This window comes from Chengkuizengella axinellae (assembly GCF_030730905.1).
In the GTDB taxonomy this organism is placed as follows: domain Bacteria; phylum Bacillota; class Bacilli; order Paenibacillales; family KCTC-33759; genus Chengkuizengella; species Chengkuizengella axinellae.
Map to the genome: position 1 here is coordinate 304132 of NZ_JAVAMP010000002.1, position 23154 is coordinate 327285.

Sequence of the window (23154 nt, forward strand, 5' to 3'; positions counted from 1 at the left end):
CAACATCTTGAAGAGACCTTGTTAGAATTTATTTAAAATGAAAAGTTTAATTTTTCTAAAAAAGACTGAGTATCGCCCTCAAAATTAAAAAAAAGAGGTCTATTATTATCAAATACCATCAAATATGGATTTTCCTGTGTAGGAAATATGATGATGACTTCATCTAACAGCTTGTTTAACCATTGATTTTTTACCAAAATTTCAGGATCAAGTGGGATTTTGATCATATAACCTTCTTTTGGAATCGGTGAAATTCCTACATAAATGCCTGTTATTCCTTCTAAAAATCGTGAAGCATCCTGATATAAGTTTGAATTAGTATCTACTCTTTTTATCACTTCATTTTTGCTAATATCGAAAATCTCAATTTGAGGATTTGTTTGAGCAGAAACATGGATGAAAATGAAATGAAATGTAAATAAGCCAATGATTATTATTTTTCTCACTATTGAATCACCTCATAGATAGTATTCTCCACTCTTTTTATAGAAATGTGTTACTTTTTCATTCTATTTTCGTTTTTAAATTTTCAATTTACGATGTACATTTAACCTTTTTACTGACTCTACAAGTGATTGAACAGTTTTGACTTCGATTACAACTGAAAGGCCGTTTTCTTTTGCAAAGTCTAGCCTTTCATCTATAGGAATGGAGCCGGAATATAACGTTTGGTGATCGGAGACACCGTTATAGTCATGTAGGTGCATATGTTTAATTTGATCTTTAAACTGCATTAATACTGGCTTTTCGTTGTAGTCCGTTTTAGCATCATGTCCTGTATCCCACGTAAGGGCGAATGGATCTGAAATGGCTAATTGTTTTAAAGCTTTTTGAATAAATGGAAGTTGAAAATTGCATGTGTTTTCTATACATACAATAACACCCATAGAATTTGCATCATTATATAGTTGTGAAAATGATTCTGTTAACAGGTGCAGAAACTGAGATTCGTATTCTTCATTAATCCACTTTTTAGTGTTGGGTAAAGTAAAATAAATGCCTTTATTTAAGTGCATATTGAGTATTTTAATTTCTGAAATGTGCGCCCATTTAATTATTTCCAAACATCGTTTCAAATGTCCTTCTCGAATAGAGGGTTGGAATGATGTTAAATCTAATTCTTCGGGAAGATGTATTGTGAAATCTATTTCATATTTCTTTTTTAATTGTTTTAAGTACTTAGGGTGTAAATTTTCTGGTATACAAAAAGGGAGATTCATATTTAATTCTATAAAGTTAAGACCAAGTTTTTTACATAATTTTATATTTCCTTCTAAACTTTTTAATTCGATTAAGGTAGGCATACCATATTTCAAAATGAACAACTCCTCTCGTTGTGTTCTATTTACTCTATCAAATTTTTAATGTTTGTGATCATGCCTTTAATCCAGTTTTCTGATCCTGTTATTACACTTCTTCCATAATCAAGAACCCATGTGATGCTGTGAATATACCAACATAATCCTCCTAATTGTACATTCCTATATAACTCAGTTAAGGAATAGTTTCTCTCTTTTATTTCATTGTAATAAGCTTGAAGAATAGAATCAGGGCAGAAATGTAGATGTTTTGCTTCTTTTATTAGACCGTATAAGTCTCCAAGGTGATTGCTTATATATGCGTTGCTCCAGTCGATTACTTTTATTTGCTCATCTGCGACAATTAGGTTTTTAGGGTAATAATCATTATGAATGAGTGTTGGTGTAGATTCATGGTACAAATTTTTGATTTGTTTCGGAAATATCTCTGTAAGTTTATTTATCACTTGTTTTTCATGATTGGAAAAGAATGAATGCTGCTTTAAATATAAGAGTTCTTCGATGAACGTGTTTTCACTAATTGAATAATGTTGTAGTCTATCATTTGATAAATAGCCTTTTTGAATATTTTTGGAGGCTTGATCGTGCAGCTTTGCTAATTTTTGTGAAGCAAGCATATAGTATCGCTCCAGTGGTTTATGTTCTAATGTGTTTTTACCGATATCCTCCATAATCGTAAAGGTGCCTTGATCAGATTTAAAGTTTTCGTTAATTATTGGTCTTTCGATTTTAAGAGGAGCAAGTAGGTTGTTGTAAATATCTGTTTCTCTAATCATATTGCCACCTGACCACTTTGCAATCATCGTTTTTCCAGATGTTAATGTAATTCGATGTACATTTGATAATGACCACTCTCTTAAAACTTCCCATTTTACTACATCGTTTAGTATGTCAAACTGTATTGATTTCCACTTGTATGGCTTTTCGATTATCAATTTCATCGCACTCCTTTATTAAGTATGTTCCTTATTATAGTGGGAAAATAAGAAAATAATAGACTTATAATTTATAATTTGTTATAATGAAAATTGAACTCTATATAAAAACAATAAATGACAAGTAGCCCGAATGGAAATTTTGGCTGCTTTTTTTAATAGGTGATAGTATGTTTGATCATGAGGTTATAAATTCTTATTTACCTGATTTAAAAAGATATTGCATCTCTATTGCCGGCACTCCGTGGGATGGAGAAGATCTTTATCAGGACACATTGATAAAGATGCTCCATCATCAGACAACACTACGTAATCACTCAAACCCCAAAGGTTACCTTTTCAAATCAGCAACAAATCAGTGGAGAGATATGCTAAGGAAAAATAAGCATTGGAAAAATGTCAGCAGTTTAGAAGAAGAAATCGCATCAATAGACCCCCACACAGTAGATTTGAATTTACTTGAAACCATTGAAGTTCTTGTAACCTATCTCCCTTTGTCTCAAGCCTCCATTATTTTATTAATTGATTACTTTGGTTTTACAGCAAAAGAAGTTTCTGAATTGTTAGAAATCACAACAGGTGCAGTGAAAGCCACACTCCATAGAGGAAGAAAATCAATCCAAAAAATAAAAGATACAACTGTGAAACAAGAAAAACATGACTCCATGACTACTCTTATTAAACGTTTACTCCATTCGCTACAAAACAATGATTTTCGAACAGTGATATCAACCTATCATCTGTTAGTTTCTAGAGGTATTATGGTTGACAAGGATGATGAATGGTTTTATTTTGAATTACAAGACCCTGATGGAAATCTATTGAGTATAATCGAAAAAATAAATAAATAGTGTAATTTAAGCGTATCTTTTTTATGCTTCTGGACGTTAATTGTATAAGAATAAAAAATATATGAAAAAGGAGTCATTTAAATATGAATTTAGTAAAAAGAATTGACACTGTTTTCGTACCAGTAACCGATTTAAAGAAATCAGAGGCGTGGTATATGGAGGTCTTTTCATTTGAAGAAGCGGTTTTTCGAAGTAGTGACGGAAATTATGTAGGATTTCGTTTTGAAGGTCATGGAGAACCTAAAACGGCATTAACGCTTTATAAAGCAGATGAAGTCCCTACATTAAAACATATGGCTTTTAATTTTTATACTGAGGATGTAGATGCTTTACATACAAAGCTGAAGGAAACAGGTGTAGAAGTAACTGAAATTCATGCTGGTGATGGTATGAGATTTTTTGAATTTGTAGATCCTGATGGAAATGAATTAGGAGCGGTTACTTTCTAGGACGAAGATATATAATTAGGTTAGAGGAGTGAGTGTTTGTTATGCATTTTTCAAAATTTGATCATTTAACAATACTTATAAAAGAAGAACATCGCCAAGCTAATATTGATTGGTATATAAATCTTCTTGGACTTGAACCTAAGTGGGATTCACCTGATAACAAACTTACATGTTTCAAATTACCTTCACAACAGATCATCACCTTGCTTTCTGAGTATCCTGATTCCTCTGAAACAATAAATGAAGGAGTTAGAGTTTGTTTTATAACACATGATTTGAAAAAAACGAAGTTGTTTGTAGAGCACGAAGGCATTTTTACATCACAAATATATGTTACTCCTTGGGGAATGAATGCATTTGATTTTTCTGATCTTCAAGGAACGAGACTTACTGTCACATCCATACCAAATCAGCAAGACAAAAAGATAGACTATAACAGTAAGTTCTCTTCTTTCTTTTTACACATCAATGTTGGAGATTTACGTGATACAAAAGAGTGGTACTCCAATTATTTGGGGATGATTAGCAGTGAAATCAATCATTCTGAATCTTATGTTTTGATGAGAATGCCTGAAGATAAAGGAACAAGTTTCCCGATTTTTTTCTCAAATTCCAGTTTTGATAGTCGTATCAACTCATCTAATAAACCTAGTACAGTAGCAATTCGACCATTTTTTCAAATTAGTGGAAAAAGTGAGCTAGAGTATACTCAACACTTATTTAATAAACATCAAATTAAAACTAATGAAATACAAGCGTCCTCTGATGACTTTATGAAGTGGTTTGATTTTGAAGATTTATATGGAAATCAGCTTCATGCCATTTCGTATTAATCACCATTTTATAGAATTTTGAAGAACTATATTCACCAAGGGTATCAAAATTTTGTTGGAATTGATAAAAGTAAAGAATAAGGGAGGCAAACTCCCTTATTTTTTTGTGCTCCTAGTTTAATATGCAATCTATAGGATGAAACTCTTGAACCGCCAGACTTTAGTTAAGATGTGAGATGGTATATAGTAGAACAATAAGCTGTTTATCTAACACTGGTAAAGTAGATATATTCTGCTGTTAGGCAGATCATTTTTTTGTTCTTCTCTTTTTGCGGTGTACCAATTTTTTATGTATAAAGATACAGGAAAATCCATTTTTTTATTGAAATATAATATATAGAAAAGATATTTTGGAGGGCACACTTTGAAAGAAAATAGTTCATTATTTCAGTTACAGCAATATATTAAGCAATTTGATCATAACATTGAAAACAAAGAGAAGTACTTTATGAAATTAATAGAAGAGGTAGGAGAATTATCTGAAGTCCTTAGGAAAGATGTAAGAATGAATCAAAGAGGTCACATTAAAGGCACTATAGAGGAAGAGTTAAGTGATGTTTTATATTACGTCATAACATTAGCGAATGTATATGATATAGATCTTGAAGAAAGTTTTAAGCTCAAGGATGAGTTGAACAAAGTGAAGTGGAACCGATAATATCTCGAAAAAGACAACTATACTAAAAGTCAGGAGAATTCCAATGAGACCAATTAAAAACTTAACAAAAGCCGCAATTATTCTAAATGATCAAATCTTATGTACGAAAAACGTAGATAAAAATGGGGATTACTTTTTACTGCCTAGTGAACTTCAAAAAAATGGGGAACAATTAAGAGTGACTTTAAAGAGGGGATTTACTGCAAAATCTGGTATTGAGATCGATGTACTCGACATGGTATACGTAAAAGAATACATGGCAGAAAAATATGATAATCCTGAATGGGAAATAGACACTCATCAAGTGGATTATTATTTTATGTGTAATTTCAGCAATGATGAAATTAAAAATATATCTGATCTGGGCAAAATAGGCTTAGATGAAAATAAATATATATGGATTAATTTTCATGAATTGGAATCAGTACGTATTTACCCTGAAGACTTGGTTAGTATATTAAAAAACGGGCATTCATAAACCAGGGACACATGTTTTTTTTTATTTATGATCATGTTGTGCATGATCATATTAATATACTTATTTAGAAAAAAAATTAAAGTTTCTTATTTTCATGTAGAAATGCATACAATTATTTCAATGATCATCTTGATAAGTATATATTTTTGTTTATTTGTGTTGGGCTCATTATTGACTCCAATCATATCAATTCTTAATCAAATGCAGTGAGGTAGGTGTCTATGGGTTTTCAAATTGAAGAAAAGTTTGTTGTCGCTGTAGCTTCAAGTGCACTTTTTGATTTATCTGAATCTGATCGAATATTCCAAGAAAGAGGAGAAGAAGAATATAGGAAATATCAGAGAGAAAATGAAAGCAATACACTTAACACAGGTGTGGCATATCCTTTAGTAAGACGACTATTAGGACTGAATGGAATGACCCCTGAGGAACAGCCAGTTGAAGTAGTACTTCTTTCTCGTAATGACCCAGATACGGGGTTAAGAGTGTTTAAATCTATCGAACATTATGATCTATCTATTTCTAGAGCTGCTTTTGTAAAAGGGAGCAATCCGTTTATTTATATGGACGCTTTTAATGCCTCATTATTTTTATCAGCTAATCCCAATGATGTTCATCAAGCTGTACAAAAAGGACTCCCTGCGGGACAAGTTTTTCCAACAGAATTTAAAGATAATGATGAAGAAGAGGTGCTCAGAATTGCTTTTGATTTTGATGGGATTTTAGCAGATGACTCTGCAGAAGCGGTATATCAAGAGGGTGCCATTGAATTATTTCATAAACACGAGAAGCAGAAAGCAGAAGAACCTCTTCCACCTGGACCTTTAATGAAATTTTTGAAAGGTTTATCTACTTTGCAAAAGATAGAAATAGCGAAGAAGGAATCTGATGAAAATTATAAGCCTCGAATAAGAATTGGGATCGTAACGGCAAGGAATGCACCTGCACATGAGAGGGTGATTTCTACACTGAGAAATTGGGGAATTCAAGTTGATGAAGCCTTTTTTTTAGGTGGGATTAACAAGGAACGAGTGCTAAAGGTGTTTAAACCCCACATATTTTTTGACGACCAGTTAGGTCACATTGAAGGAGTAGCCAGGACAACTCCGTCAGTGCATGTACCTTTTGGAGTTGCCAACAAAGAGAAATAAAAACTTAGTTGTAAGGATTGTCAATTCGTTATTAATTTTTGGAAACTGAAATTATTCTCCAACGTAAGTAATAAGTATAAGAAGTTATATATTTTTATTTTTAAGGAGAGATAGTCAATGATTCCATTCAAGGAACCGGATGTCGAGCAGTTTTTCCGCACATTTGGCATTCAGCAATTTAAAGTAAGTCCAGATGAATCACAATGTATATTTAGCACAAACATTAGTGGTAAATTCAATCTTTGGGCAATGGATTTGCCAAATATGTATCCTTATCCTTTAACCTTCATAGATCAAACCTGTCATGGTATTTCCTATGATAAACAAGATCGATTTATCATTGCCTCTTTTGACCAAGATGGAGATGAAAATCCTCAAATTTATGCACTGCCAACCGCAGGTGGAGATTTAAAACCTATTCGTCTTCAAGAAGGAAAACAGCATGTGCAGTTTTTACTATCCAACAATGGATCAAAGTTATTCTATACCTCCAACAAGGATAATCCTCAGTTTTTAAATACTTATGTTTATGATTTACAGTCTGAAGAAGAAGCTATGCTGCATCAAGGTAAAAAAGCAGCTACATATTTAATCGATAAAAGCCCAGAAGAACAAAGCTTCGCATTTTTAGAATTTACTACGAATACAAATTCAAGAGTTTTTATTAAGATGGATGAGGAAGTCATTCATATTACATCTCCCGAAGAGAAAGATCATACATATACGGACTTGTTATTTGCCAGCGAAGATGAAATTTATTTTACTTCTAATATAGGGTCTGAATTCCATCATTTATCTCGGTTTGATTTAAAAACGAGAAAAATTACAAAGGAATTGGAAGTAGAAGGGGAAGAGTTTATAACCTTAAAACTAGATAACAACCATAGTTGTCTCTATATCGTAAGTAAAAAAGGGGTAGTAGATCTTTTATATCAATTTGACCTGTCGTCAAAGGAACTCACCCAAATAGAAGTTCCAGTTTCTATTATTAAACAATTGGAAGTAGCTGAGTCAGGAAATGTTTATATTATGGGTCAAACTGCAACAAAACCCATGAACATTTATAAGGTTGATCATAATCAAGCAGAGTGGAGCTGTTTAACGAATTTAAGTGTTCCGGGCGTATCAGAACAAATGATGAGTGAACCAGAGGTGTTTAGATATCCATCCTTTGATGGATTGGACATCGAAGCTTTGTTTTTTAAAGCAAGAGAGGAAGTTGACAACGGTCATGTTATATTGTGGCCTCACGGGGGACCTCAAGAAGCAGAACGCAAGTCTTTCAGAGCTTTATTTCAGTTTTTAACTTATTATGGGTACAGTATTGTGACTCCTAATTTTAGAGGTTCAACAGGGTACGGATTTTCATTTACGAAGCGGGTTGAACAAGATTGGGGAGGAGGATCAAGACTTGACAACATAGAAGCATTGGAAAATTTAATTAAAAACAATAAAGCTGATCGAGATAAAATTTTCATCATGGGCGGTAGTTTTGGAGGGTATATGTCATTGTTGCTGCATGGTCGTCATCCAGAATATTTTAAAGCAGTTGTTGATATCTTCGGACCGAGCAACTTGTTTACTTTTATAGATTCAGTACCTGAGCATTGGAGGTTAGGGATGTATGAGTTAATCGGACATCCTGAAAAAGATAAGGAAAAATTGATCGAAGATTCTCCCGATACTTATATAGAAACAATGACAAAACCTATGCTTATTATTCAAGGAGCAAATGATCCTAGAGTGGTCATGGCAGAATCTGATTACATTGTAGAATCACTTCAGAATAAAGGCAGAGAAGTCGAATATATAGTTTTTGAGGATGAAGGACATGGTTTTTCAAAAAAAGAAAATGAAATGAAGACCTATCGAGCAATTTTAGACTTTTTCAATCAACATTTATAAAATAGGAATCGACTCGGAATAGCATTTTCGGGTCTTTTTTCTTATATTGAAGACTTCTAATCTGCTTAGTTAAACTATTCTTTTTTTATTTCATCTACAGCAGTAGTTTGATCAAGTTTATTAGAAATTTGCTTCAACGTAATATGAATATTGTGTAACACCTTAACTACAATGGCTAGCATAATAAAGGTGACGATCTCACCTGTAAAATAAGCAATTATCGCTATCAAAATCATGTGGAATATATAAAATTCCTTTAACATTTTCATGGAATTCCCCCTCTGATTTAAGAAAAAACAAAATATAATTTGTCCACAACTGCATTTATATACATAAAATGATAAAATAGAACTGTTTGAAAGTAAATCCTAATCAGCAAGTTTTTAGAAAAATTAAGGTTGTATATTACATATCTCCTGTATAAACATATTGAAAGCAGGTGCACATCATGAAGAAAAAAATTGTATTTACTGGTGGAGGAAGCGCAGGGCATGTCACGGTAAATTTAGCTCTGATTCCTCATTTTTTACATGAGGGCTGGGGAGTAGAATATATCGGCTCTGAGAATGGAATTGAAAGAGAACTTATCTCTAAGCTAAAGGGAGTACACTATCATAGTATTAAAACAGGAAAATTGAGAAGATATTTTGATTGGAACAATGTGAAAGACCCATTTAGAGTTGTTCAAGGGATATTTCAATCTTTCCGGATTATCCAAAAATCTAAGCCAAATGTTGTCTTTTCCAAGGGTGGTTTTGTCTCAGTACCTGTTATTTTAGGTTCTAAATTAAATCAGATTCCAGTATTAACTCACGAATCCGATCTTACTCCAGGTTTAGCTAATAAGATCTCAATGCCTTTTGTCAAAAAGGTTTGCACTACTTTTCCAGAAACTGAAAAACACCTCTCCTCTAAAAAAGCAGAGTATGTAGGGGCTATCGTTAGAGATGAACTAAGGCATGGAAATGCTACTAAAGGTTATACTTATTGTAATTTCATCCGAGAAAAGCCTGTTTTGTTAATCATGGGAGGAAGTATGGGCTCTCAAAAAATTAATAAGTCAGTTCGAGACAGTTTAGATGAATTGTTGTCTAACTTTCAAATTGTACATATTTGTGGTAAAGGCGGAGTGGACTCTTCTATTAAAAAAAGAGGGTATAAACAATTTGAATACATAAATGAACAATTGCCGGATATGATGCATATGGCAGATATTGTGATTTCAAGAGCAGGCTCTAATGCTATTTTTGAATTTTTGTCTTTAAAAAAACCGATGTTGTTGATTCCTTTATCTAAGGAAGCAAGCAGAGGGGATCAAATCTTAAACGCAGAATCCTTTAAAAAAGCTGGATATTGTGAAGTGCTTCAAGAAGAGGAATTATCCAAGGATTCATTAACAAAAACGATAAAACATCTATATAAAAATAAAGAAAACTACATAAACAAAATGAAAACATATCAAGGAGAAAAGGCTTTGTCTAAAGTGATAAAGCTTATAAAAAATGAAGCCATTTAGCCATTTGATATATGTAATAAATGATAGACATGTTATAAGGAGTATGAAATGAAAAAACGAATGAAGTTCTTTCTATTTAGTTGTTTCATCTTAATTATTTTATCAAGCTGTAATAACGAAGAAGCTGTTATTGAAATGCCAGAGGAAGTAAAGACAGAAATTGTCCCTACTTTAGCTATTAGTCCTGCTGAATTTATGAAAGGGGATGCGCAAATTTTAGCAACTCATTTTGACGATTGGCAGACCGGGAAAGTTAATATCGAATATACAGGTGAAGAAAATAAGATGATTGTATTGTCTTATGACATATATAAAAGTGGAGAATTGGTAAGTTCTAATGGTTCGATGGGCTCAGTCATGTTTGGTGATTATAATGGCAAGTTATTAATTTCACTAATGGATGAAGATACGAGTGATATACAAGATTATAGTTTAGGTCTTTCACTTGTCGAAAATAGTGGATCAGCATCTAGTGCTTATTCTGATGATATGCCAGAACTCCAACGACCTGATATGGCTGCAAGCACAATTTGGAGTATTCATGAAAAAATGAATCTAAATGAAAAGGAAGAAGCAGTAGTATGGGCTTATTTGGTCAATGAAAATAGTATTATAAATCCAGATATTCTAACAGAAGAAAATTTAAAAAAAGATTATGATTTTGCTTTTGTTGTGAAAATAGCTCTCATGGATGAAGCGGATTACGGAAAGGAAATCAAATAATGGAAAAAGTAGAATTAGTTTTTGGGGAGAAAAAAACGGACCAGACATATATCACTAGACCTGGTGCATATGCCATCATCTTTAATGAAACAAAAAATCAAGTTATGACGGTTCAATCCTTAAAAACAGGGAATTATTTTTTGCCAGGTGGAGGTATTGAAAATAAGGAGACACCTGAACAATGCTTGCATAGAGAAGCTTTAGAAGAAATCGGCTGCAAGATTGAATTAGGTGATTTTCTTGGTTCAGCGGGAAATTATTTTTATTCTCCAACATATGATACTTATTATTTTATGATTGGTTATTTTTATATGGCTAGAATCGTCGAAAAGGTACAAGAATCTATTGAACCAGATGAAACATATGGCTGGATGGATACTTCCAAAGCAAAGCAGGACTTAGTGCATGCACATCATAGATGGGCATTGAAAAAAGCAATGGAGATATAAAGTGAACTTTCTTTAAGTACCTATATTGAGGAGAAAGTTTACGGTGTGTTGAATCGTAGTAATAATACTAGTTCATATGATATAAAAAAATACATAAGGTAGGAAGGGATTGTATTATGGCAACAGTTGTTTTACATAAACCTAGTGGGAAACGATACATCTTGTTAGGTACAGGATTTGGAGCTTATAAGGCTAGCAGGCCAGGTTTTTTAGGTGGTGATTTGTTCCCGCATGAAGAGCAAGATGAGATCCCTGTTGCTTCAGTTAGTGATGAGTTTGGTAATATTCAATGGGTTTATACCGATGAATTAATCGTAGTTGAAGTTGATGGAAAGAGCATAGGAGATTATGCGGAGAAACTTATAGTTCATAAAAAGCCTATTAAACAAGAAAATATAATTGAATATGAAACTTGTCCTGCTTGTAATTCTAGAATTCATTCTGAGCAGATGGAGTGTCCTTCATGTGGTTTGACTTTGATAGATGAGAATTAAGGTTAAGGTATAGTATTGGAGGTGGAAATAATAAAACGATATGTTATTATTGTGAGTTGTTTTTTGATTCTAGTAAGTTTGATTGGCTGCGAGAGTACGTCTGATTCTGAATTTGAGTCGGGTATGTTAACCATACAGCCTATTGATTTTTTTAAGGAAGATACGAAGTATTTAGAACCTCATTTAGATTGGCTTACTGGAAGGTTTGAGGTAAAATACTCAGGTCCAGAAAAATTTATGAATCTTTCAATAGAAGTATATGAAAAAGGAAAACTGATTGATTCTAGGGGATTATTAAGATTTGATATAAAAAAAAATAAAGAGATCTCATTTTCTATTCAGGATCATAAAGATCAAAAAGAATTGAAGAAATTAATCTTTACTTCCGAAGATTTGAACGATGGTGGATCTGGTACTTATATATTTAACATAGAATTTGATGATGATGTAAATAGTCCAAGTGGTATTCATTATATAGAGGATGAGATAAAAATTTTAGAAGGTAACGAAGCTATTATTTGGGGGTATTTCTCAACAGAAGAGGATTATATAGATAATAGCGATGAATTGTTGAATTACGATTGGGTTTTTGTTTTAAAAGCTTCTTTGGTGGATGATTTGAAATGAGAAAAAGTGTAATTCACCATACATGATATAGAACTCCGTGGCTTTAGAATTAAACCCAAAAAATGTTTAGGGGGAAAAATAAATGGAAGCTCTACGTTATCCAATTGGAAAGTTTGAACATCAAGGAGAAATTACAGAGGACCAGATAAATTTATGGATTCAACAAATGGATGAGGCACCAAAAATTCTCAGAGCTGCAGTTGAAGGTTTAAACGAAGAACAGTTAAATACTCCCTACCGTCCTGAAGGTTGGACGATTAGACAAGTTGTTCATCATTTATCTGATAGTCATATGAATGGTTTCATTCGTTTTAAGTGGACATTAACAGAGGATACACCTACAATAAAAGCTTATAACCAAAAGGGGTGGGCACAATTAAGCGACTCCTTTGAAGATATCCAAGTATCATTAACTTTGTTTGAATCGTTACATAATAAATGGGTGTCATTACTAAAATCACTGTCCCCCAACAATTTCGAAAGTACGTTCATTCATCCTGAGTTAGGTTCTGTGAGTTTGAAAACAGCACTTGGTATTTACGCTTGGCATGGTGAACATCATACAGCACATATAACAAGTTTAAAATCAAGAATGGGATGGGAATAATGAAATTCTATTTTATGTAGGATAATAAATTGAGATTCATTTAAATAGGAGGTATAAAGCAAGTGATACCAAATTTTTATATCATTGGGAGTGAAACGGAGAGACCTCCAAGCAAAAAGACGATATTTACGGATGGAGCACCAGACAATACTTTTCGAGAGGGAGTAGACATTGAATTAAGTCATTGGATTCCTAATCAAACTCCTGATATATATCGAGCAGATACTTCAACTGAAATATGTATGAATTTTGTTGCAAAGGAATCCTCAAAGGAATGGGACTTGGCTATAAACAACCATTTGGATGTAGATGGCATATTGTCAGTGTTTACGTTAGTTCATAGTGAATTCGCCTTAAAACATCGAAATACAATTATTGGAGCGGCAGAGATTGGAGATTTTTGGGGGTATTCTGAGCGTTCTAGCCAAATTTTGTTTCAAGGTCTTACGAAGTTGATGTTTGAATTAAAAGGGAAAGAAGATATAAAGGAAATTTATGCAGTATGTTTTGATAATGTTTTTGAGTTAATTGAAAAAGAAACATCATACTCTGTCATTATTAATGGTTTAGAAGCCTTACAGAAATCTCTGAATAGAGTAAAATCAGAAGAAATTCAAAGGCGGATTGTTTCTGAACATTTTGTAAGTTATCAGATTCCAAAAGAGTTAGTGGAAAAAGATTTAGAAAAAGCAATTAAAATTCCTCGTTTTAATGACTTATTGCAGGATAATATGTGGTTAATTCCTTCGGTTAGAAATTATTATGATCGAGAAAAGGTACAATTAGTTTCAGCCGAAACTGCTGAGGGTTGGTATTACGATTTATGGTATCCAGGATATATGTGGGCAGATACGCCTCATTCTTGGCGTGCACCAGGGTTTGAATTCAGTGGCAGTACAAATGCATATTATTATGGACATGAACCTTTAAATGATGCTATCACAGAGTTGAATCATCTTGAAAAGGGAGCGGGACAATGGATTTTAGCTAAACAATTAAGCCCATTTCAAAGCATAGAGGGACGAGATTTTCCAGTTATTTTATCCTTTTTGAATGAAGATAAACCATCCGTGAGTTCTATTTCTCCATCCGAAGTGATTTCAAAGTTAAGTAAAGCTTTTTAAATTAATGGTGATTCATTTTATTATGGAAATGCATGAAATGAATCACCGCGCTATCTTAATGGAGAAATGGGTCATTAAAAAGGATCAAAAGTAACTCTTTCATTGTTTCTGAATGCTCTCTATATACCCCCCAATTCTTACGAGTGCCATCTGCTTCATTTTTAATTCCTTGGATATAAGCACTGTTTTCGTTTTTTGCCATATCAAGAGTTATTTCCTCAAAAGTAAATGCAAAAGACATATGATCTTCCATTCCAATAAAATAAATCGGATATAATACTTGATTAAAAAATGGAACATATTTAACGTTGTCTGCTTGTAGAAAAGCATCTTCTGTTATAAAAATGGCGTCAAATTGTGATTCCTCAGGAACTAGAGAGTCAAGTTCTACCCTTGTATATGTGATACGATCAAATGCAGGGAACACTTTATCTCCAACTACCCCAATTTCTAAGGATCTCCCATTGTAAGTTGGTTCTTTGCTAAGTTTGAATATTATTCTTTTATTATTTCTTATCATTTAATCCTCTCGTCCTTTTCAAAATAAACTCTAAATCTGCCTTTTTATTTCTTTATATATAATATGACTATCGTAAACGGAAAAAGTTTCATTTTAAATAAAAATAATGAAAAAAGCTTAAATCCCAAAATAACATAAAGATTTTACTAGAATGGTAATTTAATAGGGAGGAGCCACCGATTATAATTAAATCAATGCGTCAGTCATCTTCGAGTTTATTCATCAAATAAAGAATCATTTTTGAAAAGAAGGTGAAACTATGTATGAGCATCATAAAAAAGTAATTGATAAGCTGATTCACCATTTCGAAAAAGAGCCGAAAGTATTGGCATTATTAATTGGGGGATCTGTAGCAAAAGGATATGCAAAAGAAAATTCTGATGTGGATTTTATGCTTGTTGTAACCGAGGATGAGTTTGAAACTCGCAAACGAAACCACGATTTATATTATTGGTCTGGTGATTTTTGTGATTACGAAGGTGGATATGTAGACGGTAAATTTACGAGTTTGCAGTTTTTAAAGGATGTGGCTGAACGTGGAAGCGAGCCAGCAAGGTTTGCTTTTTGCAATGTGACTGTAGGCTTCTCTAAAACAGAAGAACTAGAGCCTTTATTACAACAAGTAACCACATATCCAGAACACGAGCAACAACAAAAGATTGAAAGTTTCTATACTCAATTTGAGGCAGCCAGATGGTATGTCAATGAAGCGGAAAAACGAAACGATAAATATTTAATGATGCATATCGTATCATCACTTGTTTTATTTGGTGGCAGAATGATTTTAGCTCATAATAAGATTATTTACCCTTATCATAAGTGGTTTATGAGAAAATTGAGTGAGGTTGAAGATAAACCGAAAGATTTCATGCAATTAGCAGATGTTTTATTGTCCGAGCCTAATAAAGAGAATGCTGAGCTATTTAGTAAATGTGTGCTTGAATTCACAAAGTGGCCTGAGATTAAAGAAGGTTGGCCCAATCGTTTTATGGTTGAAAGTGAGTGGAATTGGATGGATGGAACAGCTCCAGTTGCAGACTTATAGAGTTTTTACTTGTTCATATTCATAACAGCATGTATAATATCAGAAAAGAGATCGAAATCGATTTCATTAATTATCTATACTAAAATTAAGAAGGTGCAAACATGGAAGCAAAAGTAATTCGAACAGCAAAAAATACTGGTGATCGATTCACTGAAAAGCAATCATTACATTTAAAAGAAGAGTTCAATAATAACATACCGGTGCTAGCTATTAATCCTGAAGTAACATTTCAAGAACATATGGGTTTTGGTGGAGCATTCACAGAAGCAGCTGCATATACATTAAGTGAAATGTCAGAGGAAAAACGTGCTGAAGCAATCAAAAAGTATTTTGATCCGAAAGAAGGATTAGGTTATACATTAGGAAGAGTGCATATTCATTCTTGCGACTTTGCATTAGGAAACTACACATACATTGAAGAAGGAGACACTGAGTTGTCTACTTATGATATGTCACACGAAGATAAATGGGTCGTGCCAATGGTTAATGATGCAACAAAAGTAGCAGGACAAGAATTAACCATCTTAGCATCTCCCTGGTCACCTCCTGCGTTTATGAAATCGAATAAGGAAATGAACTATGGTGGATATCTGTTACCTGAATTCCGTCAAGCATGGGCAAACTATTATGTGAAGTTCATTGAAGGAATGAAGGATAGAGGAATTGACATCTGGGGTGTAAGTGTACAAAACGAACCAGCAGCAATTCAAAAGTGGGATTCATGTATTTATACATCTAAAGATGAGCGTGATTTTGTAAGAGATCATCTTGGACCAACTTTTGAAAAAGCAGGTATGGCTGAAAAAGCGATTGTCATCTGGGATCATAACCGTGATGAAATTGTAGAAAGAGCATCTACAGTTCTTCGTGATGAAGAAGCAGCAAAATATGTTTGGGGAACTGGAAATCACTGGTATGTGAGTGAAGAGTTTGAGAACTTATCTGTCATACATGATCTTTTCCCAGACAAGCACATCTTATTTACAGAAGGTTGTCAAGAGGGTGGACCTAAACCAGGTGAGTGGTTTACTGGTGAAAGATATGGTCGTAACATTATCGGTGATTTTAACAACTGGTCAAGAGGATGGTTGGATTGGAACTTGGTGTTGAATGAAGAAGGAGGACCAAATCATGTAGGTAACTTATGTGATGCTCCAATTCTTGCAGACCGCCAAAAAGATGAGTTGATTATTAACAGTTCCTATTACTATATCGGTCATTTTTCCAAGTTTATTCGTCCAGGTGCAAAAAGAATTCAACATTCAATGAACTTGCCTGAAAATGTTTATGCAACTGCGTTTCAAAATACAGATGGAAGTATTGCGGTTGTAGTACAAAATGAGCGTGACCATTTACAAGAATTTTCATTAGTTCATGATAAAAAAGGTGCAGAGGTTGTAGTTCCTGAGCATTCAATTACAACTTTTATTCTGTAATATAGAAATTTATAATATTGTTTCAAATTCCATATTTTAATGAAATTACATGGGTTTTCGTTATGAAAATCCATGTTTTTTTGTTTTTTATATTGAGCGGATTATATGAGGAGTTACAGCCAAAAAAGAAGAAAGGTAAACAATATAATTCTTGAGCTGGTACATAGAGAATTTCAACTCATATTACACCCTAAATAGAAGGGGGGATAGTTGATGTGAATAAGGCTATAATTTCCCTTATTGTACATCTGTTTAAGTTTGGCACAGTATAAAGGACTGATTATATAATATCAGTCCTATTACTAAAAGTTTTTTTATTTAACTAAACTCACTTTAATCATTTCGCCCATCTCTTTGGATTTTTCAGCTGAAGCATAAACGGCCTTTTGAACAGCCTCGTGAATATGATGAGAATCTAAGGCTTCTATAGCTTTTGCTGTAGCGCCTCCAGGAGAGGTTACTTTGCTGCGCAATTCCGCTGGGTGTTCACCCGTTTCTTGCACCATATGAGCAGCACCTAGTATGGTTTGTTTTGTTAGATCCATGGCTTGTTCTTCAGATAACCCTCCAGAAACACCAGCTTGAACCATGGCTTCCATCATGTAATAGAAATAAGCAGGTCCACTTCCTGATACACCAGTTAATATCTCTAACTTATTTTCAGGAACTACACAAGTTGTACCTATAGCATCAAACATTTCCAGTGAAAGCTGCTGCTGCTTTTCATTCACATTCGATGAAAAGCTGATGCCTGTAACACCTAAACCAATAGAACTCGAAGTATTTGGCATGGTTCTAACAATTGGGTTGTTCGTTTTTAACAAGTCTTGGATAGTTTCGATGGTAAGTCCTGCAATAACAGAAACAATAATTTGTGTCTCGTTTAATAAAGGATTTAATTCTTGAAACGCACTCTCAGCATCCTTTGGCTTCATAGCTAATACAAGAATGTCTGCTTGTTTGATCAAATCTTTTTTGATCACTGCATTGTTGCTTGTTTGAATGTCATATAACATATTTAATTCATTTAATCTATTTTGATCTTGCTGGTTAGTAACTGATATGTGTTGAACTGGTAAAATTTCCTTTTCAACCAAACCTTTGAAGATAGCCTCAGCCATGGAACCCGCACCGATAAAACATATTTTTTTAGTTGAAATATTCAAGATGAATCAACCTTTCTACTCTTTAATTTGCCCTGTGCCATAGATGTTGTATTTTGTAGAAGTTAAGGCTGGTAATCCCATAGGGCCACGTGCATGCAGCTTTTGTGTGCTTATACCAATTTCTGCTCCAAATCCAAACTCGAAACCGTCAGTAAATCGTGTTGAAGCGTTATGATATACAGAAGTTGCATCGACTTCTTGAAGAAAACGTGTCGCGAGATCTTGATTTTTTGTGACAATACATTCTGAATGTTTTGTTCCGTAAGTATGAATATGTTCAATCGCCTCATCTATATTGCGAACTACCTTAACATTTAAAATATAATCATTATATTCAGTTGCATAGTCATCATTTGAAACATCTTCGATCCAAGAAACAATCCTTTTGGCCTCTTCATTTCCTTTTATCTGAACATCTGCTTCACGATATTTTTCTGCAAGTGCTGAAAAATGCTCTTTCGCAAAATTTTGATGTACAAGTAAAGTTTCCATGGCGTTACATACAGAAGGTCTTTGCACTTTTGCATTAAAAGCGATGTTGATTGCCATTTGAGGATCTGCAAATTCATCTATATACGTGTGGCAAATTCCTGCACCTGTTTCAATAACTGGAACTGTGGCATTTTGAACTACATTCTGAATGAGAGATGCCCCGCCTCTTGGGATAACCACATCTAATAAGCCGTTTAATTTTAACATCTCATTCACTGAAGCACGATCGGGATCATGAATCAATTGTATGGCTTCTTCTGATATATCTGTGGTACGTAATGCCTGACGTAATACCTCAACGATCTTCTGATTTGATTTTAATGCAGAAGAACCTCCTCGCAATACTACAGCATTACCTGTTTTTAAGCTTAGTCCAGCAGCATCAACAGTTACATTCGGACGAGCTTCGTAAATCATGCCAATTACACCGATAGGGACTCTTATCTTGGATATGACTAATCCATTTGGTCTTTTTATTTCTTCTAATTGTTCCCCAATCGGGTCTTTCAAATTAACAATTTGCCTTAAACCTTCTGACATGTCTTTGATTCTTTCAGCATTAATGGCTAAACGATCTTGTAATGATTTGCTTAATCCGTGGTCTCTTCCCATTTGCAAATCTTCTTCATTAGCAGAGATGATGAGATCTTGATGTTCAACTAATGCATCTGCCATCGCATTTAGAGCATCATTTTTTTGCTTTGTTGTTAAAGACATGAATGGCATAGAAGCTTTTTTGGCAAGCTCTGCCTTTTGCTTTACTTCACTCATTATGAATACCTCCTTTTAGTATGTTTCGTTTATTCTTTTATACTGTGTTATTAATGATCAGCTTATAATGGTTTTCTTTTCTCTTTTAAAGCGTGTTATGGGAGTTAATTAAGAAGCTGTAAGGTCACCCATTCATCACGGTGAATGACTTCAATTCGATTGACATCAATTCTTTTTTTTACTTCATTAGTTGACATTCCAACAACAGCCTTTAATTGCCATGAAGCATAATTTACAACCCCGCGACCAATGACTTTATCAGACTGATTTGTTACCTCGATAACGTCACCAGGGTGAAAATCTCCAGAAATTTGAATAACACCTGCTGGTAATAAACTTTTTCCTCCCATTATAAGTGCTTGCTCTGCTCCTTGATCTACTGTTATGATTCCTTTGGGAACTGAATGGAACCCCAACCATTGTTTTTTTGTAGGTAAATTGTGTAATGCTGTATCAAAGTAAGTCCCTTTCCCATCTTGTTTCACTGCTTGCAGCATATCTGAAGGTTCGTTTGCTTTTCCTACAAACACTGGAACTCCACCACGCATAGCAATTCTAGCTGCTTCTATTTTTGAACGCATCCCACCAGTTCCTACAGATGAACCTGCTCCACCAGCTATGCGGAACATATCCTCATTTATTTCATCAACACGTTGGATTTTTTTTGCGTTGAGATTTTTACGAGGATCAGCTGTATATAAACCATCAGTATCTGTAAAAATGAGAAGTTGTTTTGCTTTTACTAAATTAGCCACTAGAGCAGATAAAGAATCATTATCCCCAAATTTTAATTCCTCAACAGATACAGTGTCATTTTCATTTATGATAGGTATCGTGTCTTGACGTAATAATTCTTCAAATGTACTGAAAGCATTTCGCATCTGCTTGCGATTTGTAAAATTATTGCGGGTCAATAATATTTGAGCAGTTTTAAAACCATGCTTTTCAAATGCTTTTAAATAAGCTTGCATTAACACCGCTTGCCCTACTGCTGCAGATGCTTGTTTTTCTTGCAGCAATTTGGGACGGTTTCTATATCCGATTAATTTAAATCCAGCCGCAACACTTCCTGATGAAACAAATAACACTTGATATCCGGATTTGCGTAGCTGTACGATTTCACTAGTAAAGTATTCAATTTTCGCATAATCCAGTTCTCCTTCAGCCGTGGTTAGTGAGCTGCTTCCGATTTTTACGACGATTCTTTGCTGCATAAATAATCACACTTCCTGTATTTTTATCCCTTGTATATTGCGAAAAGTCAATCGGTGTCTCTTGAGAACTTGCCGACTCTAATAATAATTTGAGCTGATATACACTATGCAAGAGTTTTCGTTAAATGGTGATTTGTCTCAAGATGCTTTTTGAAAACAAAAAAGACTCTCATCCAATAAAGGACGAAAGTCTGTGCTTCCGCGGTACCACCTTCGTTGATAAATAAATATCATTTATCCAACTTTATCCCTTGATAACAGAAGGGGACTGTTCAACTTTCATTGACCATTCTGGGGCAGGTTCGGAAAGGCTTCACGGTAAATTTTCTCAGCCTGGAAATTTACTCTCTGAACAGAAGTGACTAACCTACTAATCCCATCACTATGTTTTGCTTTTTATTAGGATATCACGGGGAATAACGTTTGTAAATCCCAAATAAGTATAAATTTTAATGCCGAACGCTTTTTTTTAATGTATAATTATTTTTGATTTATACCACATATGAAAGATAAGCTTAAGAGGAGATTGTACATGTTTATTGAACTTTTTATTATTGCTTTGTTTGCTGGGATCACCCCTGGTCCTGATTTGTTTGTTGTCATTAAGAATAGTCTTAGTTACGGTGTTCGAATTGGTTTAGCTACTGCTTTGGGTATTGCAGCCTCTAACGTTGTACACATTAGTTTAACAATTATCGGAATTTCAGTTTTGGTAGACCAGTACCCTAGTTTAAACACAGGTATTAAAATTATAGGGGCACTGTATATTGTGTGGATTGGGATTAATGCGATTCAGTCTTCACCATCGAAAGGTGAAAAAAATGAAGATCAGGATAAACAAAAAGAGTTGAAACCATTTTTCAAAGCTTTTAGAGAGGGTTTTTTAATTAGTGTGTTTAATGTGAAACCACTTTTATTTTTTGTTAGTATTTTTTCACAATTTATAGACCCAGAAACGGGCACACAAATTCGTTGGTTATACGGATTGGAAATGGTTCTAACTGTAGGATTATTATTTAGCACAATAGCCGTTATTGCATCTACTTTTATATTTAGGAAATACTACAACAAATATGCGTATTGGATTGATCGCATTTTTGGAATTGTACTCATTTTATTTGCTATTACTATTGTATTTTCAGTTTTTTAGAGGAGTGAGAATGGATGTTAAATGTAGAGTTTATTCCTCTTGAAGAATCTCCAACAATATTGCCTTTTTTATTGCTGATTATACTGATTGCAGGTGTAATAGGAATAATGTTAGTTACATATAAGGGGATTAGATTTTTCATAGACCTAAAAAAAGAATTGAAAAGTATAAATGAAAAGTTGGATAAAAATAATTCATAATTAATTACTGAGGTTTATCATAAGTTTTATTTAAGCAATCTTATTTATACATATCAAAATTATTTAAAGAGGGGATTATAACGAGTGGAAAAAAGTATGAAAAAAGATCAAAGACAACATCATAAAATATCACTACGAGAAATCTTAACACGTATATTTTTCATTTTTTTAGGAGCAACTTTAGTAGCTGTATCGTTAGAGATGTTCTTAGTTCCGAATACAATCATTGATGGAGGAATAGTTGGGGTATCCATCATTTTATCATATTTGAGCAATATTCCATTAGGTGTGTTCTTATTTTTCTTAAACTTACCTTTTCTATTTATTGGTTATAAACAGATTGGTAAAACGTTTGCGATTTCGACTTTATTTGGTGTTTTTATAATGTCTATTGGTACCTTTGTTTTACATTCAGCAGAAATGGCTACAGATGAACCTTTATTAGCTGCTGTATTTGGAGGTACGATTCTTGGATTTGGAGTTGGTCTCGTACTAAGATATGGTGGATCATTGGATGGAACAGAAATCGTTGCTATTCTGGTGAATAAAAAATCACCCTTCTCCGTAGGCGAAATTGTAATGTTCTTCAACTTATTTATTCTAGGTAGTGCAGGTTTTGTGTTTGGATGGGAACGTGCCATGTACTCACTAATTGCCTATTTTATCGCTTTTAAAATGATTGATATTACGATCAACGGATTTGATGAATCAAAATCGGTATGGATCATTAGTGAAAACCATAAAGAAGTAGGGGATGCGATATTATTTCGTCTAGGACGTGGCGTCACCTATATGAGTGGAGAAGGTGGTTTTTCAGGTGATGATAAAAAGATTATTTTCTGTATTATTACTCGATTGGAAGAAGCCAAACTAAAGTCTATTGTGGATGAGTTAGATCCTGAGGCTTTTCTTGCCATCGGCAATATTCATGATGTAAAGGGTGGAAGATTTAAGAAGAGAGATATTCATTAAAATCACTAAAGATTAAAAGCTCAATACTGGCGCAAAGAAAACTTTGTGTGGATGAGTTAAGTTAGAGGG

The 23154-nt window shown here is 33.7% G+C and carries 27 protein-coding genes and 1 other annotated feature; of the genes, 19 read left to right on the forward strand and 8 right to left on the reverse strand.

Going from position 1 to position 23154, the window contains the following annotated elements; all coding sequences use genetic code 11:
* Window positions 1-32: 32 nt before the first annotated feature.
* The 3 genes from Q5Y73_RS07070 to Q5Y73_RS07080 form a co-directional block, all read right to left on the reverse strand.
* Window positions 33-446 (reverse strand): hypothetical protein, encoded by a 414-nt coding sequence (locus Q5Y73_RS07070; protein WP_305991158.1) that lies wholly within the window; start codon window positions 444-446, stop codon window positions 33-35.
* 75 nt (window positions 447-521) lie between these two features.
* On the reverse strand, window positions 522-1316 hold the full coding sequence (locus Q5Y73_RS07075; protein WP_305991159.1) for a sugar phosphate isomerase/epimerase family protein: 795 nt from the start codon (window positions 1314-1316) through the stop codon (window positions 522-524).
* Between the two features lie 29 nt (window positions 1317-1345).
* Window positions 1346-2254 (reverse strand): phosphotransferase, encoded by a 909-nt coding sequence (locus Q5Y73_RS07080; protein ID WP_305991160.1) that lies wholly within the window; start codon window positions 2252-2254, stop codon window positions 1346-1348.
* A 170-nt stretch (window positions 2255-2424) separates the two neighbouring features.
* On the opposite strand from Q5Y73_RS07080, the gene Q5Y73_RS07085 reads away from it, so the two are divergent.
* From Q5Y73_RS07085 to Q5Y73_RS07115, 7 genes are all read left to right on the forward strand, one after another.
* A complete protein-coding gene (locus Q5Y73_RS07085; protein WP_305991161.1) occupies window positions 2425-3105 on the forward strand; it encodes an RNA polymerase sigma factor in 681 nt (226 codons plus the stop codon).
* Window positions 3106-3188: 83 nt separating this feature from the next.
* On the forward strand, window positions 3189-3554 hold the full coding sequence (locus Q5Y73_RS07090) for a VOC family protein (protein ID WP_305991162.1): 366 nt from the start codon (window positions 3189-3191) through the stop codon (window positions 3552-3554).
* Between the two features lie 41 nt (window positions 3555-3595).
* Entirely contained in the window at window positions 3596-4387 is a 792-nt protein-coding gene (locus tag Q5Y73_RS07095) for a VOC family protein (protein ID WP_305991163.1), read from the forward strand.
* Window positions 4388-4751: 364 nt separating this feature from the next.
* Complete coding sequence (locus Q5Y73_RS07100) at window positions 4752-5045, forward strand: MazG nucleotide pyrophosphohydrolase domain-containing protein (RefSeq protein WP_305991164.1); 294 nt, start codon at window positions 4752-4754, stop codon at window positions 5043-5045.
* Between the two features lie 43 nt (window positions 5046-5088).
* A complete protein-coding gene (locus Q5Y73_RS07105; protein WP_305991165.1) occupies window positions 5089-5523 on the forward strand; it encodes an NUDIX hydrolase in 435 nt (144 codons plus the stop codon).
* A gap of 221 nt (window positions 5524-5744) precedes the next feature.
* Entirely contained in the window at window positions 5745-6674 is a 930-nt protein-coding gene (locus Q5Y73_RS07110; RefSeq protein WP_305991166.1) for a 5'-nucleotidase, read from the forward strand.
* A gap of 117 nt (window positions 6675-6791) precedes the next feature.
* Window positions 6792-8579 carry a S9 family peptidase gene (locus Q5Y73_RS07115; RefSeq protein ID WP_305991167.1) on the forward strand — a complete coding sequence of 596 codons (1788 nt, stop codon included), beginning with the start codon at window positions 6792-6794 and terminating at the stop codon, window positions 8577-8579.
* A gap of 74 nt (window positions 8580-8653) precedes the next feature.
* Here the strand turns inward: Q5Y73_RS07115 and Q5Y73_RS07120 are convergent, their stop codons facing one another.
* Window positions 8654-8848 carry a hypothetical protein gene (locus tag Q5Y73_RS07120; RefSeq protein WP_371320169.1) on the reverse strand — a complete coding sequence of 65 codons (195 nt, stop codon included), beginning with the start codon at window positions 8846-8848 and terminating at the stop codon, window positions 8654-8656.
* Between the two features lie 179 nt (window positions 8849-9027).
* On the opposite strand from Q5Y73_RS07120, the gene murG reads away from it, so the two are divergent.
* The 7 genes from murG to Q5Y73_RS07155 all read left to right on the forward strand — a co-directional run bounded on the left by murG (window position 9028) and on the right by Q5Y73_RS07155 (window position 14119).
* Complete coding sequence (gene murG / locus Q5Y73_RS07125) at window positions 9028-10095, forward strand: undecaprenyldiphospho-muramoylpentapeptide beta-N-acetylglucosaminyltransferase (protein WP_305991168.1); 1068 nt, start codon at window positions 9028-9030, stop codon at window positions 10093-10095.
* 48 nt (window positions 10096-10143) lie between these two features.
* Window positions 10144-10818, forward strand: coding sequence for a YgaN family protein (locus tag Q5Y73_RS07130; RefSeq protein ID WP_305991169.1), 675 nt, complete (start codon window positions 10144-10146; stop codon window positions 10816-10818).
* Window positions 10818-11267, forward strand: coding sequence for an NUDIX hydrolase (locus Q5Y73_RS07135; RefSeq protein ID WP_305991170.1), 450 nt, complete (start codon window positions 10818-10820; stop codon window positions 11265-11267). The genes Q5Y73_RS07130 and Q5Y73_RS07135 overlap by 1 nt, the downstream gene beginning before the upstream one ends.
* A 116-nt stretch (window positions 11268-11383) precedes the next feature.
* Window positions 11384-11761 carry a hypothetical protein gene (locus tag Q5Y73_RS07140; protein WP_305991171.1) on the forward strand — a complete coding sequence of 126 codons (378 nt, stop codon included), beginning with the start codon at window positions 11384-11386 and terminating at the stop codon, window positions 11759-11761.
* A 63-nt stretch (window positions 11762-11824) separates the two neighbouring features.
* Complete coding sequence (locus Q5Y73_RS07145; RefSeq protein WP_305991172.1) at window positions 11825-12388, forward strand: hypothetical protein; 564 nt, start codon at window positions 11825-11827, stop codon at window positions 12386-12388.
* An 82-nt stretch (window positions 12389-12470) separates the two neighbouring features.
* A complete protein-coding gene (locus tag Q5Y73_RS07150) occupies window positions 12471-12995 on the forward strand; it encodes a YfiT family bacillithiol transferase (RefSeq protein WP_305991173.1) in 525 nt (174 codons plus the stop codon).
* 62 nt (window positions 12996-13057) lie between these two features.
* Complete coding sequence (locus Q5Y73_RS07155) at window positions 13058-14119, forward strand: DUF6687 family protein (RefSeq protein WP_305991174.1); 1062 nt, start codon at window positions 13058-13060, stop codon at window positions 14117-14119.
* A 55-nt stretch (window positions 14120-14174) separates the two neighbouring features.
* On the opposite strand, the gene Q5Y73_RS07160 is transcribed toward Q5Y73_RS07155, so the two are convergent.
* Complete coding sequence (locus Q5Y73_RS07160; protein ID WP_305991175.1) at window positions 14175-14639, reverse strand: hypothetical protein; 465 nt, start codon at window positions 14637-14639, stop codon at window positions 14175-14177.
* Between the two features lie 259 nt (window positions 14640-14898).
* Here Q5Y73_RS07160 and Q5Y73_RS07165 point away from each other — a divergent pair, with 259 nt between their 5' ends.
* Window positions 14899-15684, forward strand: a complete 786-nt coding sequence (locus Q5Y73_RS07165) for a DUF4037 domain-containing protein (protein WP_305991176.1) — start codon at window positions 14899-14901, stop codon at window positions 15682-15684.
* Window positions 15685-15785: 101 nt separating this feature from the next.
* The gene (locus Q5Y73_RS07170; RefSeq protein WP_305991177.1) at window positions 15786-17120 is read left to right on the forward strand and encodes a glycoside hydrolase family 30 protein; all 1335 of its coding nucleotides are present in this window, start codon (window positions 15786-15788) and stop codon (window positions 17118-17120) included.
* A gap of 314 nt (window positions 17121-17434) precedes the next feature.
* Here Q5Y73_RS07170 and proC read toward each other — a convergent pair whose 3' ends face one another.
* From proC to proB, 3 genes are all read right to left on the reverse strand, one after another.
* The gene (gene proC, locus Q5Y73_RS07175) at window positions 17435-18286 is read right to left on the reverse strand and encodes a pyrroline-5-carboxylate reductase (RefSeq protein ID WP_305991178.1); all 852 of its coding nucleotides are present in this window, start codon (window positions 18284-18286) and stop codon (window positions 17435-17437) included.
* A 15-nt stretch (window positions 18287-18301) separates the two neighbouring features.
* Window positions 18302-19549, reverse strand: coding sequence for a glutamate-5-semialdehyde dehydrogenase (locus tag Q5Y73_RS07180; protein ID WP_305991179.1), 1248 nt, complete (start codon window positions 19547-19549; stop codon window positions 18302-18304).
* A 104-nt stretch (window positions 19550-19653) separates the two neighbouring features.
* A complete protein-coding gene (proB, locus tag Q5Y73_RS07185; RefSeq protein WP_305991180.1) occupies window positions 19654-20763 on the reverse strand; it encodes a glutamate 5-kinase in 1110 nt (369 codons plus the stop codon).
* A 176-nt stretch (window positions 20764-20939) separates the two neighbouring features.
* Window positions 20940-21155: a binding site (T-box leader), on the reverse strand.
* Between the two features lie 140 nt (window positions 21156-21295).
* Between proB and Q5Y73_RS07190 the strand changes: the two genes are divergently transcribed.
* The 3 genes from Q5Y73_RS07190 (at window position 21296) to Q5Y73_RS07200 (ending at window position 23085) form a co-directional block, all read left to right on the forward strand.
* A complete protein-coding gene (locus Q5Y73_RS07190) occupies window positions 21296-21913 on the forward strand; it encodes a LysE family translocator (protein ID WP_305991181.1) in 618 nt (205 codons plus the stop codon).
* Window positions 21914-21927: 14 nt separating this feature from the next.
* Entirely contained in the window at window positions 21928-22113 is a 186-nt protein-coding gene (locus tag Q5Y73_RS07195; RefSeq protein ID WP_305991182.1) for a hypothetical protein, read from the forward strand.
* Between the two features lie 96 nt (window positions 22114-22209).
* On the forward strand, window positions 22210-23085 hold the full coding sequence (locus Q5Y73_RS07200) for a YitT family protein (protein ID WP_305991629.1): 876 nt from the start codon (window positions 22210-22212) through the stop codon (window positions 23083-23085).
* Window positions 23086-23154: the final 69 nt, after the last annotated feature.

What these genes read in the sequence shown, in the direction of transcription:
- Q5Y73_RS07085 (WP_305991161.1), top strand. Translation starts at nt 2,425, where the DNA reads ATGTTTGATCATGAGGTTATAAATTCTTATTTACCTGATTTAAAAAGA.
- Q5Y73_RS07090 (WP_305991162.1), top strand. Translation starts at nt 3,189, where the DNA reads ATGAATTTAGTAAAAAGAATTGACACTGTTTTCGTACCAGTAACCGAT.
- Q5Y73_RS07095 (WP_305991163.1), top strand. Translation starts at nt 3,596, where the DNA reads ATGCATTTTTCAAAATTTGATCATTTAACAATACTTATAAAAGAAGAA.
- Q5Y73_RS07105 (WP_305991165.1), top strand. Translation starts at nt 5,089, where the DNA reads ATGAGACCAATTAAAAACTTAACAAAAGCCGCAATTATTCTAAATGAT.
- Q5Y73_RS07110 (WP_305991166.1), top strand. Translation starts at nt 5,745, where the DNA reads ATGGGTTTTCAAATTGAAGAAAAGTTTGTTGTCGCTGTAGCTTCAAGT.
- Q5Y73_RS07115 (WP_305991167.1), top strand. Translation starts at nt 6,792, where the DNA reads ATGATTCCATTCAAGGAACCGGATGTCGAGCAGTTTTTCCGCACATTT.
- Q5Y73_RS07120 (WP_371320169.1), bottom strand. Translation starts at nt 8,848, where the DNA reads ATGAAAATGTTAAAGGAATTTTATATATTCCACATGATTTTGATAGCG.
- murG (WP_305991168.1), top strand. Translation starts at nt 9,028, where the DNA reads ATGAAGAAAAAAATTGTATTTACTGGTGGAGGAAGCGCAGGGCATGTC.
- Q5Y73_RS07130 (WP_305991169.1), top strand. Translation starts at nt 10,144, where the DNA reads ATGAAAAAACGAATGAAGTTCTTTCTATTTAGTTGTTTCATCTTAATT.
- Q5Y73_RS07135 (WP_305991170.1), top strand. Translation starts at nt 10,818, where the DNA reads ATGGAAAAAGTAGAATTAGTTTTTGGGGAGAAAAAAACGGACCAGACA.
- Q5Y73_RS07140 (WP_305991171.1), top strand. Translation starts at nt 11,384, where the DNA reads ATGGCAACAGTTGTTTTACATAAACCTAGTGGGAAACGATACATCTTG.
- Q5Y73_RS07150 (WP_305991173.1), top strand. Translation starts at nt 12,471, where the DNA reads ATGGAAGCTCTACGTTATCCAATTGGAAAGTTTGAACATCAAGGAGAA.
- Q5Y73_RS07160 (WP_305991175.1), bottom strand. Translation starts at nt 14,639, where the DNA reads ATGATAAGAAATAATAAAAGAATAATATTCAAACTTAGCAAAGAACCA.
- Q5Y73_RS07165 (WP_305991176.1), top strand. Translation starts at nt 14,899, where the DNA reads ATGTATGAGCATCATAAAAAAGTAATTGATAAGCTGATTCACCATTTC.
- Q5Y73_RS07170 (WP_305991177.1), top strand. Translation starts at nt 15,786, where the DNA reads ATGGAAGCAAAAGTAATTCGAACAGCAAAAAATACTGGTGATCGATTC.
- Q5Y73_RS07180 (WP_305991179.1), bottom strand. Translation starts at nt 19,549, where the DNA reads ATGAGTGAAGTAAAGCAAAAGGCAGAGCTTGCCAAAAAAGCTTCTATG.
- proB (WP_305991180.1), bottom strand. Translation starts at nt 20,763, where the DNA reads ATGCAGCAAAGAATCGTCGTAAAAATCGGAAGCAGCTCACTAACCACG.
- Q5Y73_RS07190 (WP_305991181.1), top strand. Translation starts at nt 21,296, where the DNA reads ATGTTTATTGAACTTTTTATTATTGCTTTGTTTGCTGGGATCACCCCT.
- Q5Y73_RS07195 (WP_305991182.1), top strand. Translation starts at nt 21,928, where the DNA reads ATGTTAAATGTAGAGTTTATTCCTCTTGAAGAATCTCCAACAATATTG.
- Q5Y73_RS07200 (WP_305991629.1), top strand. Translation starts at nt 22,210, where the DNA reads ATGAAAAAAGATCAAAGACAACATCATAAAATATCACTACGAGAAATC.